Origin of the sequence: Microbacterium sp. NPDC056569 (assembly GCF_042793475.1) — a bacterium.
In the GTDB taxonomy this organism is placed as follows: Bacteria; Actinomycetota; Actinomycetes; order Actinomycetales; family Microbacteriaceae; genus Microbacterium.
This window is the reverse complement of record NZ_JBHTUV010000003.1, coordinates 259,603-273,828: the sequence shown is the minus strand read 5'-3', so window position 1 is coordinate 273,828 and position 14,226 is coordinate 259,603. Positions and strand designations below refer to the sequence as shown.

The following is a 14,226-nucleotide window of genomic DNA, read 5'->3' as shown; positions in this document are numbered from 1 at the left end:
GGCCGGGGTGGGGGGGGCAGGGCTTCGGGTCGCCCGGGGGTGCCGCCCCCGCCCACCCCCCCCCCCGCCCGGGGGCCCCCGCCCCGCGCCGACCCCGCCCCCGCTCCCCCGCCATCCACCAAGGTTTTTTACGCCCGCGCGTGCGGAGATCTACCCTTTCGCGATTCCCGCGCCGGGTGGTGCGGGGTCAGGCCTTCGGGTCGCCGGATGCTGCGGCATCCGGCTTCTGGCCCTGCTCAGGTTGTTCCGAACCGTCGTCGAAGAGCACCGGCTTGTCGATCTGCTTCGTCACCTGGGCGGGGTCGACCGCCAGGAGCAGGAGCGACACGATGAGCAGCACCGCGATGAAGCTGATGCCGGCGATGACGAGGGCGGTGACGACGGCGGCCTGGGCCTCTTCGGCGGTGCGCTGCTGGAAGAAGCCCATCGAGACGAGCGTCACGATGCCCGCGAACAGAGCGGCGGCGAACGCCAGCCCGAGCAGCTGCAGGGGCTTCATGAGGTCGCGGCGGGTGGGGCTTTCGTGGCTCACGCGGAGTCCTTCTGCGGGGTGGGATCGGCGGACGCGGGCGCCCCCGCCGTGATGTCAGGGGTGTCGGCGGCCTCTGTCGAGCGCGGTGAGAAGCCGGCGATGCCGAGGTAGACCGCGACGATCGCGGCGTACCCGCCGAACAGGCCGACGCCGATCGTGATGCCGGTCAGGGTGAACGTCGCGTGCGCTTCTTCGATCGTGTAGTCCAGCGCGTACGCGGGCTGCACGAACAGCAGCGCGATGCCGAGGAGGATCGTCAGCGCGCCGACGACGACCGCATCGCGGCTCTCCGAGCGCGGTCCGACGAGCGCGGCGGGGCGTGCATCGGCGACGCCGGGGGCGATCTCGCGCCGGTCGCGGCGGCCGAGGAGACCCCGCCAACCGGCGACGAGCTCGATGACGCCGCTCACGAACGCCCACGCGATCACGATGACCAAGTACCCGGTGACGGTGCGCAGCGGCTGAAGGCCGCTCGCCATGCCCGCGGCGATCGCGACGCCGCCGAGCGCGGCGGCAGGCCAGCGGAGTCCCCGCGGGTACACCAGCCACACCGCGAGCAGCAGCACGAGCCCGGTCGCGATGGCGAAGCCGCTGAACACCGCGCTGCCGACCAGGGCGGAGTGGTCGGGCGAGAACGTGATCATGAGTGCCGCGAGCGCAGCGAACGCGGCGCGCGCGAGCTGCACATGGCGCACGTCGAACGTGCGGGAAGCGGCTGAGGTCACGGTGTTCCTGCGGAGCGGAGGGTTCTCAGATGTGAGAACGGACACGTCCAGTCTACGTGCGTCGCGGCTGAGAGCTCCCGGGCACCCTCACCCGCCTGGCTCACACCCCTCGCTCACACCCCGCGAGACTTCATCGGGGCGCCGAGACTGCAACGCGTGGTCGGCGTCTCGGCGCTCGAATGAAGTCTCGCTGAATCGTGAGGCGGGGGTGGGCACACCGGCAACGCGGTGGACTCAGTCCAGGGTGTCGAGGATCCCCGTCAGCAGCTCGAACGTCGTGAGGGGCGAGATGATCGCGAACCGGAGCACGGGCTCGCCCGCGTGGGAGCTCGGCACGACGAACGCGTGCTGCTCCTCGAGCAGGCGATCCGACCACGCCTGGTAGTCGGCGAGGGTCCAGCCCTCGCGGCGGAACACCACCACCGACAGCTGCGGGTCGCGCACGAGCGACAGGCCGTCGCGGGACTCGATCTCGTCGGCGACGCGGCGGGCGAGGTCGATCCCGTACTCGATCGTCGCGCGGTACTGATCGGTGCCGTGGGTGGCGAGCGAGAACCACAGCGGCAGGCCGCGCGCGCGGCGTGTGAGCTGGATCGCGAGGTCGGACGGGTTCCAGTCCGGCTTGTCGGTGAGGGTGTCGAGGTACTCCGCCTTCTGGGTGTGGGCCGCCAGCGCGAGGGCGGGCTCGCGGTAGAGCAGCGCGCACGCGTCGAACGGAGCGAAGAGCCACTTGTGCGGGTCGACGATGAGCGAGTCGGCGAGCTCGACACCCGCGAAGACGGGCTGCATGCGCTCGACGAGCATCGCCGCGAGGCCGTAGGCGCCGTCGACGTGGAACCAGACGCCGCGCTCGCGTGCGACGGCCCCGACGCTCGCGATGTCGTCCACGATTCCGAAGTTGGTGGTTCCCCCGGTGGCGACCACCGCGAACACGGCGTCGCAGTGCTCGTCGAGCACCCGCGCGACGGCATCGCCGCGCAGGCGCCCGTTCGCGTCGACGGGGGCCGTCGCGACGTCGACGTCCATGACCGCCGCGGCCGACGCGATCGACGAGTGCGCCTCGGCGCTGCACACGACCACCCACCGCGGCGGCGTCGGTCGCCCCTCTTCGCGCGCGCGGCGGCGCGCAGCATCCCGTGCCGTCACGAGCGCCGAGAGGTTGCCGATGGTGCCGCCCTGCACGAAGACGCCGCCGGCGCCCGCGGGCAGGCCGAACTCCCTCGCGAGCCAGTGCAGGACCTCGTTCTCGGCGTACACGGCACCGGCGCCCTCGACCCACGAGCCTCCGTAGATGGCGGATGCGGAGACCACGACGTCGAACGCGAGCGAGGCCTTGCTCGGGGCCGAGGGGATGAAGGACAGGTACCCGGGGTGATCGGTCGACACGCAGGCCGGGGCGAGGACGTTCTCGAAGAGGCTGATGGCGCGCCGCGAGCCGATGCCCTCGGGCGTGATCGAGCCGGAGGCGAGACGCTCGAGGTCGCGCGGCGTCATCGGCTTGTCGAGCGGCACGTCCTCGTACAGGGCTCGACGTCGCGCGTACTCGAGCACGTCTTCGACCGTGTGACGCGTGTCGGCCGAGATGCCGTGCATGTCGTCGGGAGCGGGCATCGTGGGTCCTTCCTGGAGGGGGCGTGGCCAGGCTATGCGCGGGGCAGTGCACCTTTCAATCAGCAGGTCGCATCAATTCGGCCACCGACTCGCCACTCTGTTCAGGTCTGGCATACATTGTGCTCATGGTGGCGCAACTCGATGATCTCGACCGTCGTCTGATCTCCCTCTTGCGGGCGAACGGGCGGGAATCCGTGGTGCGGCTCTCCGCGCGGCTCGGGGTGACGCGCACGACCGTGAACAAGCGGATCGAGCGCCTCGTCGAGTCCGGCGTGATCGCGGGCTTCTCCGTGAGGCTGCACGATGTCGCGAGCGACTCGGCGGTGCGCGCCATCACGATGGTCGCCGTGGAGGGCCACGACGCACGCGACGCGATCCGCCAGCTGCGCGGCATCGCCCAGATCGCGGCGCTGCACACCACCAACGGCCGGTGGGACCTCGTCGCCGAACTCAGCTGCGAGAGCCTGGGCGACCTGGACGGGGCGCTGGCGGCCATCCGCAGCACCGCGGGCGTGCGCGACAGCGAGACGAGCATCCTGCTGAGCTCCGCCGTGTCCTGATCTCAGGGCAGCGGGACGACCGCACCCGACGCGCGGCCGGAGGGCTCGAGCAGTCGGCCGAGATGCTTGTGCACGCGAAGCACCATCGAGCGGTCCTGCACGTGGATCCCGGGGATGCGCTGGGCGAGCTCCATCTCGAACCGGACGACCTCGCTCTTCCGCCTCGCCCCGGCCGCGACGATCATGTTGCTCGCCCCGGTGGCGATCGCCGCGTACTGGACGGCAGGCAGGGACGCCAGGGCGCGGCGCGCGGATGCCAGCTCAGCCGAGGGGACCTGCAGGAAGTACCACGCGGCGATGGGCCAGTTGGAGAACGGGGCGGCGCCGTCGGCACGCAGGACGAGCCGGCCCGTGCGGCGCAGAAGCGCGACCGCATCCGCCGCGCGCTGCGCGCTGACGCCCACCCGCTCGCCGATGTCCCGGAAGGGCGCTCTCGCGTGGGGTTCCAGCGCTCGACGGATCGCGTCAGCGAGATCTGCGGGGACCGACTTCGCGGCACCCGGGCGCGGCGGACGCGCGGCGGGGATGCGGTCCTGCTGCGCCGGCGTGAGGGCGCGGACCGTCCAGTCGGACCCCAGGCGCACGACATCCGTGACGATGTCGGTGCGTACCGTGCGCACGCCGTGGATCCGCCCCAGGCGTCCCAGCAGAAGCTCCGCCAGGTCGCCGTCGGTGCGCGAGACGACCGTCGCGATGAGGTCACGGCCACCGGCGGTGACATCGATCGAGTAGATCTCGGGGATCAGCGCGGCGGCGTCGGCGACGTCCAGCACGCTCCCCGGTTCGCACGAGAACTCCACCAGAGCCGCGGCCGGCATCTCACCTGCCCCGCGCACCGCGGAGAGCCAGGCCGTCCCCTCCGACGAGATGCGCTCCCACCGACGTGCGAGCGTGACGGCGTCGATGCCGAGGATCGGCGCGAGGGCCGTCCACGCCACCCTCGGCTCGATCTGCAGGGCGTGGATGATCTGCAGATCGAGGTCGCCCAGCGAGGTTTCCTGCATCAGTCCATCATTCTGAACCGTTTTCCTGCGATCTGACCGGGTTCGAGCAAGTCGAACGACGATCGCATGCGTTCCTTGACCACTGACTCGAAGGAGGTCGCCGATGACGACGCCCACCTCCGCGGGAACGCGCACGGCGCGCGGCCCCGCCATCCTGTTCATCCCCACCCTCATCGCGCTCGAGCTGTTCGGCGGCCTGATCCAGGGCTGGATCACCCCGCTCCTCGGCGAGATCGGCACGCACTACACCGTTCCCGACGGCGCCCTCAGCTGGATCCTCACCGTCGGCCTCCTGTCGTCGGCGGTGTCGGTGCCGTTCATGACGATGCTCGCCGACCGCTTCGGCGCCCGGCGGCTGCTCGTCGTCGCAGCGGCCCTCACCGCGGCCGGCTCCGCGCTGATCGCGCTGGCTCCGACCTTCCCCCTCCTCATCCTCGGCGCGGTCGTGCAGGGCCCGGTGGCCGCGCTCCTCCCGCTGGAGATGGCGCTGCTGAAGCGTCACCGGCCCGCGTCGGCGAACCGTGTCGTCGGCATCCTCGTCGGCACCCTCACCCTGGGCGTGGCGATCGGCTCCCTCACGGCCGGATTCGTCATGGAGGCCGTCGGCAGCCTCGTCGTCACGCAGTTCATCGGCGCCGTGCCGCTCATCGTCCTCGCGATCGCCGTGGGCTTCACCGTGCCGCCGACGCCCGGCGACCCCGCGCGCACGACCGACTGGGCGGGCGCCACCACCTTCGCGATCGCGCTCGTCGGGATCATGTACGGCCTGTCCTCGGGCACGAGCGAAGGATGGACCGCCGCGGTCACGATCGGATGCCTCGCCGTCGGCGCCGTCGGGCTCATCATCTTCTGCGTCGTCGAGGCGCGCGCCGCGAACCCGCTGTTCGACGTGCGCGTGCTGCGCACCGCGCGGCTCGGGGTGCCGCTGGTGCTCGGCGTGCTGGTGGCCATGACGATGTTCGGCTCGCAGACGCCGACCGTGCTGTACCTCAGCGCCGACCCGGCTGTCGACGGCTACGGCACCGGCGCCACGGTCGCCGTCGTCGGCGTCGTGTTCGCCCTCACCGCGCTGTGCTCGAGCGCCGGCGCCTTCCTGTCGCCCCTCGTCGTGCGGCGCCTCGGGGTGCCCGCGACGATCTCGGCGTCCTGCATCGTGATGGCGGCGGGCATGGTCGTCCTCATCACCGCTCCGACGAACGTCGTCATCGTCGCCGCGCTCTTCGGCGTGACGGCGCTGGGCACCGGCGTCGTGCTCGCGGCACTGCCGGCCGTCGTCATCGACCGGGCGCCGGAGGAGGCATCAGCGACGGTGTCCGGTCTGTACAACACCGGTCGCACCCTCGGCGGCTCGCTCGCGGGCGCCCTGGTCGCGGCGATCATCACCGCCTTCACCCACCCGGCATCCGACGGCGTGCCGACGACGACGTTCGCCGCGTTCCAGGTCGTCTGGATCGTCTTCGCCGCGATCCTCGTGGTCGCCGCCGGCCTCGCCCTCACGCTCGGCGGACGCCGCGCACCCTGCGCGGCTCCCGCCGCCGAAGACCCCGCAACGATCGGAGCCGCGTCATGACCCTCCTCACCGGCACCCGAGCCCAGGTCGACCCCCAGGGGGTCGAGTCGGCGATCCGTGACGCCATCGACGGCGCGAGCGAGCGCATCGTGCGCCTCAACCAGGAGATCGGGCGCGATCCTGAGCTCGCGTTCCAGGAGCACCGTGCGGCCGCCCGCGTCGCCGCCACCCTGCGGGACGCCGGCTTCGCCGTGACGACCGGCGTCTACGGCCTCGACACCGCGGTGGAGGCGACCTACGGATCCGGCGAGCTGACCGTCGCCGTCGTCGGCGAGTACGACGCCCTCCCCGGCGTGGGGCACGCGTGCGGTCACAACGTGATCGCGGCGGCCGGCGCGGGCGCGGCGATCGGCCTCGCGGCGGTCGCCGACCGGCTGGGACTGCGGGTCAAGTTCCTCGGAACCCCCGCCGAGGAGCTCGGCGGGGGGAAGATCCTGATGCTGGAGGCCGGCGCGTGGGACGACGCGACGTTCTCCCTGATGGTGCACGGCGGGCCGTTCGCCCAGATCGCGAGCAGCGGCTTCGTCACCCAGGCGTACGAGCGCATCATCGCGACGTTCCACGGCCGCGCGGCGCACGCGGCCGCGATGCCGCACGAGGGCGTCAACGCCGGCGATGCGGTGACCCTCGCGCAGGTGGGGCTCGGGCTGCTGCGGCAGCAGCTACGCCGCACCGTCGTCGTCGGCTCCTTCGTCGTGGAGGCGGGCGGCGCGACCAACGTCATCCCGGAGCGCGGCGTGCTGGAGGTCGAGATCCGCGGCAACACCGCCGAGGAGTGGCGCGACGCCCGGCGGCGCGTGCGCGACGTGCTCGCGGGCGCCGCGCTCGCGAGCGGATGCCGCCTCGAGATCGAGCGGCCCGAGAAGCCGTATGCGCCGCTGGACCCGGATGCCGACATCTCCGCCTTCTTCGACGAGGCGATGCAGGCCCTGGGCTACACCCTCGTGCCGGCGCCGGCGGGCATGGGCGGCGGCTCGACGGATATGGGCAACGTGTCGCAGTACCTGCCGTCCATCCATCCCATGATCGCGCTGCGCGGTGTCGAGGCGGTCCCGCACCACCAGAGCTTCGCCGACGCCGCGATCTCTCCCGCCGGCGACGCCGCAGCCGTCGACGGAGCGCTGGCGCTCGCGCTCGCGGCGGCGCGCGCGGCGTCCGACGCCGAGGTGCGCACGCGACTGCTCGAGGCCCAGCGAATCCGGCCGCCGTACGCGCCGTCGCCCGAGGACGACCTCGGCTGAGCCGGCGGGCGCGGCATCCGTTCCCGCGATGGCGGATGCTGCGCCCCTCGGTCGCTCGCGGGCTCCGCGTCACTCCGCCGCGACCGTCAGCGTGACCTCCCATGGCGGCTCGCCCGTCGACCGGACGACCGCGGTGCCCGGCTCGACCCCGCGGACCTCCCACTCGCGGACACCGGCGGCGGTGACGTTCGTCACCGGGATGAGCAGGACGGCGGTGCCGATCGCCTCGGGCTCGGCGGCCTGCGGGTCGGTGAGCCGCAGCGTCGTCGTCTGCCCGATCGTCATCTCGAACGCGCGCCCGTCCTCGGTCGGCCCGATGAACCAGGGCACAGGCGCCGCGACCGTCGCCGCCGGCGACGGCTCCGAGGGAGCCGGCTCAGGCACCGGCGTGGTCGTTCCCGGCGGCGGACCGCCGCCCGCGCACCCCGTCAGGGCGGCGACCAGGACGAGGGTGGGCAGCCATGGTCTCACCGCCACCGCACCCTCGCCTCCTCGCCTCAGTCGCCGCTCTGCGTGGCGATCCGCTCGACGATGTCCTTCTGCGCCTTGATCTGCGCGGAGGTCGATGCCGGGTTCATCCGCACCGTCTCCGCCGCCAGCATGACCGCCCCGAACGTGCTGTCGAGGGTGCCGTTGCCGTCGGAGTCGACGGGCGTGTCGAGGCTGACCGAGCCGTTCGCGAAGTTCAGCCACGCTCCGAGCGCGTGCTGGTCGAAGATCACGTCCGCGGGTGCCTTGGCCGGGTTGTTCAGCACCAGCGTCGCCGCGGCCCGGGTCGAGGCATCCTTCCCCTCGTCGAACACCAGGCTGAAGTACCCCACGATGTCGAGGTAGCACTGCAGCTCGGCAGGCGCGAAGTCGTTCGACTTCTTCACCCGGTACTGGTTGAGCCACCAGCCGTGCCCCTTCGAGACGGTCGCGTTCCCCGTGATGATGACGGCCGCGGTGTCGGTCGGCGAGACGCCTCCGTCGTCGTCCTCGGCGGTCACCCCGAGCTCGTACAGGCACGCGTCCGTGTAGGTGTGGCTCGCTTCGAGCGTGATGTCGCGCGGCTGCACGCTGGGCGACTTCAGCGGGTCGGCGAGCGGCGGGTTCACGAGCGACGTCTCGCTGTCGGTCGCCCCGTCGCCCCACTCCCACGTGAGCGTAAGGTCGTCGCTGCCGAGATCGGTCGACCCGGCGGGCACCGTGAGCTCCTCGCCCGCCTCGACGACGAACGCGCTCTTGCCGTCGTAGACCTCCTCGCCCGAAGAGTCGATCGTCGCCGTGGGATCGACGTTGGCCACAGCGGCCACCGCGGTGTCGCAGTTGCCGGTCGTGTCGTCGTCGGCCGCGCACACCTCGACCGTGTAGGCGCCGTCGTCGCCGTACTGGTGCTGCACCGAGAAGGTCAGCGTGGCGTCGGGACGCATGTTCTCCTCGACGCCGGTGAGCGCCACCGGCGCCACCCCGTCGTCATAGGCGATCGTCGCCGACAGGTCGTCGAGCCAGCCCGGATCGGTCACGGTGCCCGAGACGGTCACCGTGCCGAACTCGTCGATCGGCGTGATCGCATCGATCGACACCGTCGGCGCCACGTTGGTGACGGTGACGGTGCTCGTGTCGGTGGCGGTCCTTCCGAACTCGTCCGTCACCTGCAGCCCGATCGGGACCACCCCGTCCTGGCCGACAGAGGTGAACGACGGCGTCGCGCCCGTCGCGTCGTCGTACTGACCGTCGTTGTCGAGATCCCACGCGTACGCGGCGATCGCCCCGGCGCTGGGGTCGCTGCCCGCGGCGGAACCGGTGCCGTCGAGCGGGGCATCCGTGCCCTCCGGCGTGACGTACGGCCCGTCGGCGTCGGCGGTCGGCTCGCACTCCGCCGGCACGGCCGAGCTCGCCGTCGGCACCGTGTCGAGCCCTGTGGCCGAGCCCGTGCCGAGCCCGCGGCCCGCGAACGCCGACCAGATGAGGCAGCGGTTCGCACCGCCGTCGGCGGTGAGCAGGGCGTTGCGCGCATCGATGTAGTTCGGGCTCGCCGGCGTCGCCTTCATGCCGTCGAGCACGAGCGTGGCGAGAGCCTCGGCCCCGCCCGGGAAGAGCTCGCGGATGTCGTATATCGTCGCCGCCCAGATCTCGCCGTTGCCGTGGCCGCTGTCCGACGTCGTGTTGTACGACTGGTAGGTGCGGGTCGAGATGTCGTAGCCGACCGAGCGGATGCCGTTCACGGCGTCGCCGGTCACGTACTCGCCGACCACGGCGTCGTCCCACTTCAGGAACGAGACGACGTCGCTCCAGCCCTCGCCGAGCGCACCGCGCTGGTCGAAGTCGTTGTAGCCGAGGGCGCCGCCGCCGACCAGGCGGCTCGAGACGCCGTGCCCGTACTCGTGCGCGATGACGTCGCCGTCCATGTCACCGTCCCGGAACGGGCGGCCCGGCGCCCACATGTACATCTGCATGCGCGGGCTGGTGCCCTCGCCCGGCGTGCCGAAGTTGGCGTTGTTGAGGCAGCGCACCGGCACGTCGTCACCGGGCGCCGGTGTGTCCTGGTCGTCGATGCAGCCGAAGTCCCAGCCGTCCTGCGCCTCGGCCAGCACCGGATCGCCCCCGCTGCCGCCGTTGCCGAAGTTGTCGACCTGGAAGTTGCCGCTCGCCTCGTCGAAACCGTGGTCGTAGAGCCAGTCGTGCATCACGTTCGTGTAGTAGAAGAGCTGCGTGATGATCGCGTCGCGGTCGGCGTCGAGGGCTGCCAGCGAGTTCACGTCGGCCGTCGTGCGCCACGCGTCCGTCCAGGGGTAGAAGAACTGCTGGTACCCCGGGTCGCCGTTCGCGGGCGTCTGCGGCTGGTACTCGTTGTTCGCGTCGTCGTCGTTGCGATCGAGGTACGCGTTGACGTTGTTGCCGTTGGTCGTGCGGTCGTCGACCCACGTGCCGTTGATGCCCGAGAACGACGTGGTCTGGCGCGTCGCGCCCGCCGCCTCGGGGTGCTCCTCGCGGAACACGTCGCCCTCCGGGGCGGCGTGCGCGTAGCGGCTGCGCTGGTCGATGACCTCGCCGGTATGCGCGTCGACGACCGTCTCGAACCAGGCCTGGCCCGACGACTCGATGTCGGTGAGCCACGCGAGGCGCAGGGCGGTGCCGTCCGCGCCCGGGTGCCAGACGAGCTCGGAGGTGACCGGCGCCGGGTCCGTCACCCCCTCGGCGTACACGTTGGGGTACTCCTGCGGCGCGGGCGAGGTCGTCGCGGCCTCGCGCAGCGGCCGGCTCGCGTCGGCGTCCTGCGCGTCGGCGGCGACGTCGATCGCCGCCTGTGCGGTGAGCGCCGCGCGTGTGCCGGTGCCGTCACCGGCCGCGAGGAACCCCGCGACCGACAGCACCCGGCCGTCCGCGGCGACCACGAAGGTCATGACGGCATCGCGCACGCGGAGGCCGTCGATGCGCTGGCCCAGGTGGACCGCGGTGGACCCGTTGGAGAGGGCGAGCTCCTTGTGCACGTAGATCCCGGATGCCGCGTCCCCGGCGAGTCCGAAATCGGCGGCGTGCGCTTTCACGTAGCCGAGGGCCACGTCGGCCGGCGACGCATCGCTCGGTCCCGAGAACGCCGCCGCCGACGGGTCTGCGACCACCCGGCCGCTCGCCGGATCGACCGCCACCGATGGCGGCTGGCCGGTGTCGTCGTCGGGCGCTGCCGCGGCGGGGGAGAGCCCCGATGCGAACAGCCCCCCGACCAGAAGAGTCCCGATCCCCGCAGAAAAAACGCGCTGCCGCATAGACATGCCGATTCGCCCCCCGGCGGGCCGGCGCACCCCCGAACGGTGCTGAAGCCGGTCCTAGCGCCCGTCACGTTAGTCCTCGAGCGCGGCCGCCACAAGGCATCCCGTAGCCGGACACCGACATCGACGCCGGTCGGCGGACGCAACGTCGTGCAACGTCCGCGCGCCTACCGTCGGATCAGAGGGCGGCGAACGCCCGCCCCAGGGAAGTGATATCGATGACGATCCTGACCGACTCGCACGCCGCACACGCCGCCGCGACCCCCACGGGAACGATGCGCGCCGCCGTCGTGACCGCGCCCGACCGGCCTCTCGAGGTGCGCGATGTGCCGATCCCCACGCCCGGCCCTGGGCAGGCACTCGTGAAGGTCCTGACCACGGGTGTGTGCCACACCGACCTCCACGCGGCCCGGGGCGACTGGCCGGTCGCGCCGAAGTCCGACCTCATCCCCGGGCACGAGGGCTACGGCCGCGTCGTCGCCATCGGCGACGGCGTGACGTCGCTTGCGGTCGGCGACCTCGTCGGCAACGCGTGGCTCTGGAGCGCCTGCGGCGTCTGCGAGTTCTGCCGCACCGGGTGGGAGACGCTGTGCCCCGACCAGCAGAACGGCGGGTACTCCGTCGACGGCAGCTTCGGCGAGTACATGCTCGTCGACGAGCGCTTCGCCGCCCGCATCCCCGCGGGTGCGGACCCGGTCGAGGTCGCCCCGATCCTCTGCGCGGGCGTCACCGTCTACAAGGGCCTCAAGATGACCGAGGCCCGCCCCGGTGAGTGGGTGGTGATCTCGGGCATCGGCGGCCTCGGCCACATCGCGGTGCAGTACGCGCGCGCCATGGGACTGCGGGTGGCAGCCGTCGACATCGACGACGCCAAGCTCGAGCTCGCCCGCCGGCACGGCGCCGAGGTCACCGTGAACGCGCTCACGCAGGACCCGGGCGCGGTCGTCCAGGAACGCACCGGCGGCGCGCACGGCGTGCTCGTCACGGCCGTGCACCCGAAGGCCTTCGGCCAGGCGCTGGGCGTCGCCCGCCGCGGCGCGACCATCGTCTTCAACGGCCTCCCCCCGGGGGACTTCCCCGCCGACATCTTCGACATCGTGCTGCGCGCGATCACGATCCGCGGGTCGATCGTCGGCACGCGCCAGGACATGGTCGAGGCGCTCGATTTCTACGCGCGAGGCCAGATCCACCCGACCGTGGCGGTGGAGTCGATCGACGACATCAACGACATCTTCGAGCGCATGGAGCACGGCAGGATCGACGGCCGCATCGTGATGCAGTTCGAGTGACGCCGGCGCGGTGAGCGGGTGCGCAGGGGCGGGGCGGGTGCCTCGCCCCTGCGTCGTGCCCCTGTTCACGATCAAGCAGGAATGGAGAAGCGCCGCCGAAACCGCGTGGGTAGCGTGAGGATCACGGGACGCGAAGGCGCCCACGAGCGTGAGGAGGAGCATCATGGCGAAGACGGCATCGGACGGGCTGTCGCAGGAGGAGCGCGAGGCGGTCAAGAATCGCGCGAAGGAGCTGCGCGACCAGGCGAAGGCGGGCAAGAGCCGCGAGGCGGGCACCAAGCAGGTGCTCGAGGCGATCGCGAAGCTCGACGGCACCGACAAGGAGATCGCCGAAGGCCTGCACAAGGTAGTGGGCGAGGTCGCCCCCGACCTCGTGCCGAAGACGTTCTACGGCTTCCCCGCCTACGCGAACGCGGCCGGCAAGGTGGTCGTCTTCACCCAGCCGGCCTCGAAGTTCAAGACGCGCTACGCGACCATCAACTTCGACGAGCCCGCCCGCCTCGACGACGGCGACATGTGGGCGACCGGCTTCGCGGTGCTCGCCTGGACGCCCGCAGTCGAGAAGAAGATCAGCGGACTCGTGGCCACCGCTGTGGCGTGAACGCGGTACCGACAGCACACCGCGGGGCGCAGCATCCGTCATCGACACGGATGCTGCGCCCCGCCGTCGTGCGCGAGGTCAGCGGTCGGGGTCGGCCGGCGCGGCGGCCGCGCGGTCGGCGTGGCCGAGGGTGCGCCCGGGGGCGATGCGGTCGCGCACGCGGCGCTTGAGCGCGACGATGTCGGGGAAGCCGCCGTCGGCCTTGCGCGACCACACGAGCTCGTCGTCGGCGTAGACCTCGAAGATCCCGCCGGTGCCGGGCTCGAGCGTCGCACCGCCGCCCATGAGCTCGTCCTGGAAGGTGGTGAGGAGCTCCTGCGCGACCCATGCCGCGCGCAGCATCCACGCGCACTGCGTGCAGTAGACGACGCGGATCGTGTGCGTCATGCGGCGCTCCCGTCGTCCGCGAGGAACTCCTGGGCCGCCTCACGGAACGCGCGCGATCCCGGAGCGTTGAAGTGGTGCCGCCCCGGTATCTCGAGGAACGTGCCGTTCGGCGCGGTTGCGGCCAGAGTTCGGGAGCGCTCGAGGATCGCGTCCTCCGATCCCGTCGCGAACAGCACGGGCTGCCGCGGCGGCCGCTCGGGATCCGGGTCGGCGTCGCCGAAACGCATGCCTTCGGCGAGCGCGATGAGGGCCCTCAGATCGTTGTCGGGGACGCGCTCGGCGAGCCTCACGTAGTTCTGGGTGACCGGGTCATCGACGGGTATGCCCTGCTCGGCATACGCGCGCGCCTGTTCGATGCGGAGTCTCCCGAGCGGTCGGCCGTCGGGGATGCCGCCCAGCACGGCGCGGCGCACGTGCTCCGGGGCGTCGACCGCGAGCTGCCAGCCGACGCGAGCTCCGAGCGAGTAGCCGACGTAGCGGACGTCGTCGACCAGGTACGTGTCGAGCACGGCGATGAGGTCGTCGACGAACGCGCCCATCGAGTACGCGAGCGGGTCGTCGGGCTTGTCGCTCGCGCCATGACCGCGCTGGTCGACGCCGATCACGCGGTACCCGGCGGCCGTGAGCATGCGCACCCAGCCGGTCTCGACCCAGTTGTCGCGGCAGCTCGACGCGAAGCCGTGCACACACAGCACGGTCTCGGCGTCCGGCTCGCCCCACGCGTACGTGGCGAGCTGATATCCCTCCACCGACATGATGTAGCTCGGCGACGGCATCTCGGTGCGCAGGATCGGGGCGACGGCATCCACATCGCCATTCTGCTCCCGGACGCTCACGCGGGCGGCACAGCGACGACGGAAGACCGCCGTCGATCCCTTCCGGCGGGGTGGAAAGCTGCAAAGATTACGCCGCCACGCGCCGATTGGCAACCGGCTGAGCAACCACCGGCCTGCC

The 14,226-nt window shown here is 71.9% G+C and carries 13 protein-coding genes; 5 read left to right on the top strand and 8 right to left on the bottom strand.

The genetic code is table 11. The features are described 5' to 3' along the window. Positions 1–187: 187 nt before the first annotated feature. The 3 genes from ACFQ7C_RS05555 to ACFQ7C_RS05545 form a co-directional block, all read right to left on the bottom strand. Positions 188–532, bottom strand: a complete 345-nt coding sequence (locus ACFQ7C_RS05555) for an amino acid transporter (RefSeq protein WP_378898520.1) — start codon at positions 530–532, stop codon at positions 188–190. Then, positions 529–1,257, bottom strand: coding sequence for an acyl-CoA synthetase (locus tag ACFQ7C_RS05550; RefSeq protein WP_378898519.1), 729 nt, complete (start codon positions 1,255–1,257; stop codon positions 529–531). Before ACFQ7C_RS05550 ends, ACFQ7C_RS05555 begins: the two co-directional genes overlap by 4 nt. Positions 1,258–1,491: 234 nt before the next feature. Beyond that, the gene (locus ACFQ7C_RS05545; RefSeq protein ID WP_378898518.1) at positions 1,492–2,868 is read right to left on the bottom strand and encodes a pyridoxal phosphate-dependent decarboxylase family protein; all 1,377 of its coding nucleotides are present in this window, start codon (positions 2,866–2,868) and stop codon (positions 1,492–1,494) included. Between the two features lie 125 nt (positions 2,869–2,993). Between ACFQ7C_RS05545 and ACFQ7C_RS05540 the strand changes: the two genes are divergently transcribed. Further along, positions 2,994–3,428: an Lrp/AsnC family transcriptional regulator gene (locus ACFQ7C_RS05540; RefSeq protein ID WP_378898517.1), complete on the top strand. Its 435-nt coding sequence runs from the start codon at positions 2,994–2,996 to the stop codon at positions 3,426–3,428. A gap of 2 nt (positions 3,429–3,430) precedes the next feature. Here the strand turns inward: ACFQ7C_RS05540 and ACFQ7C_RS05535 are convergent, their stop codons facing one another. After that, positions 3,431–4,432, bottom strand: a complete 1,002-nt coding sequence (locus tag ACFQ7C_RS05535; protein WP_378898516.1) for an Lrp/AsnC family transcriptional regulator — start codon at positions 4,430–4,432, stop codon at positions 3,431–3,433. 103 nt (positions 4,433–4,535) lie between these two features. On the opposite strand from ACFQ7C_RS05535, the gene ACFQ7C_RS05530 reads away from it, so the two are divergent. Next, entirely contained in the window at positions 4,536–6,002 is a 1,467-nt protein-coding gene (locus ACFQ7C_RS05530; RefSeq protein ID WP_378898515.1) for an MFS transporter, read from the top strand. Then, positions 5,999–7,243, top strand: a complete 1,245-nt coding sequence (locus ACFQ7C_RS05525; RefSeq protein WP_378898514.1) for a M20 family metallopeptidase — start codon at positions 5,999–6,001, stop codon at positions 7,241–7,243. The genes ACFQ7C_RS05530 and ACFQ7C_RS05525 overlap by 4 nt, the downstream gene beginning before the upstream one ends. A 69-nt stretch (positions 7,244–7,312) precedes the next feature. Here ACFQ7C_RS05525 and ACFQ7C_RS05520 read toward each other — a convergent pair whose 3' ends face one another. Together ACFQ7C_RS05520 and ACFQ7C_RS05515 are read right to left on the bottom strand one after the other, a co-directional pair. Next, positions 7,313–7,720 carry a hypothetical protein gene (locus ACFQ7C_RS05520; RefSeq protein ID WP_378898513.1) on the bottom strand — a complete coding sequence of 136 codons (408 nt, stop codon included), beginning with the start codon at positions 7,718–7,720 and terminating at the stop codon, positions 7,313–7,315. Between the two features lie 20 nt (positions 7,721–7,740). Further along, on the bottom strand, positions 7,741–10,875 hold the full coding sequence (locus ACFQ7C_RS05515) for a M36 family metallopeptidase (protein ID WP_378898512.1): 3,135 nt from the start codon (positions 10,873–10,875) through the stop codon (positions 7,741–7,743). A 338-nt stretch (positions 10,876–11,213) separates the two neighbouring features. Here ACFQ7C_RS05515 and adhP point away from each other — a divergent pair, with 338 nt between their 5' ends. After that, on the top strand, positions 11,214–12,284 hold the full coding sequence (gene adhP / locus ACFQ7C_RS05510) for an alcohol dehydrogenase AdhP (protein ID WP_378898511.1): 1,071 nt from the start codon (positions 11,214–11,216) through the stop codon (positions 12,282–12,284). 163 nt (positions 12,285–12,447) lie between these two features. Continuing rightward, positions 12,448–12,885 (top strand): hypothetical protein, encoded by a 438-nt coding sequence (locus tag ACFQ7C_RS05505; RefSeq protein ID WP_378898510.1) that lies wholly within the window; start codon positions 12,448–12,450, stop codon positions 12,883–12,885. Between the two features lie 78 nt (positions 12,886–12,963). On the opposite strand, the gene ACFQ7C_RS05500 is transcribed toward ACFQ7C_RS05505, so the two are convergent. Beyond that, positions 12,964–13,272 (bottom strand): SelT/SelW/SelH family protein, encoded by a 309-nt coding sequence (locus tag ACFQ7C_RS05500; protein WP_378898509.1) that lies wholly within the window; start codon positions 13,270–13,272, stop codon positions 12,964–12,966. Continuing rightward, on the bottom strand, positions 13,269–14,081 hold the full coding sequence (locus ACFQ7C_RS05495; RefSeq protein WP_378898508.1) for an alpha/beta fold hydrolase: 813 nt from the start codon (positions 14,079–14,081) through the stop codon (positions 13,269–13,271). The genes ACFQ7C_RS05500 and ACFQ7C_RS05495 overlap by 4 nt, the downstream gene beginning before the upstream one ends. Positions 14,082–14,226: the final 145 nt, after the last annotated feature.

Excerpts from the sequence above, each read along its gene's own strand:
- ACFQ7C_RS05545 (WP_378898518.1), bottom strand. The coding sequence starts at position 2,868 with ATGCCCGCTCCCGACGACATGCACGGCATCTCGGCCGACACGCGTCAC.
- ACFQ7C_RS05540 (WP_378898517.1), top strand. The coding sequence starts at position 2,994 with ATGGTGGCGCAACTCGATGATCTCGACCGTCGTCTGATCTCCCTCTTG.
- ACFQ7C_RS05535 (WP_378898516.1), bottom strand. The coding sequence starts at position 4,432 with ATGCAGGAAACCTCGCTGGGCGACCTCGATCTGCAGATCATCCACGCC.
- ACFQ7C_RS05530 (WP_378898515.1), top strand. The coding sequence starts at position 4,536 with ATGACGACGCCCACCTCCGCGGGAACGCGCACGGCGCGCGGCCCCGCC.
- ACFQ7C_RS05525 (WP_378898514.1), top strand. The coding sequence starts at position 5,999 with ATGACCCTCCTCACCGGCACCCGAGCCCAGGTCGACCCCCAGGGGGTC.
- adhP (WP_378898511.1), top strand. The coding sequence starts at position 11,214 with ATGACGATCCTGACCGACTCGCACGCCGCACACGCCGCCGCGACCCCC.
- ACFQ7C_RS05505 (WP_378898510.1), top strand. The coding sequence starts at position 12,448 with ATGGCGAAGACGGCATCGGACGGGCTGTCGCAGGAGGAGCGCGAGGCG.
- ACFQ7C_RS05500 (WP_378898509.1), bottom strand. The coding sequence starts at position 13,272 with ATGACGCACACGATCCGCGTCGTCTACTGCACGCAGTGCGCGTGGATG.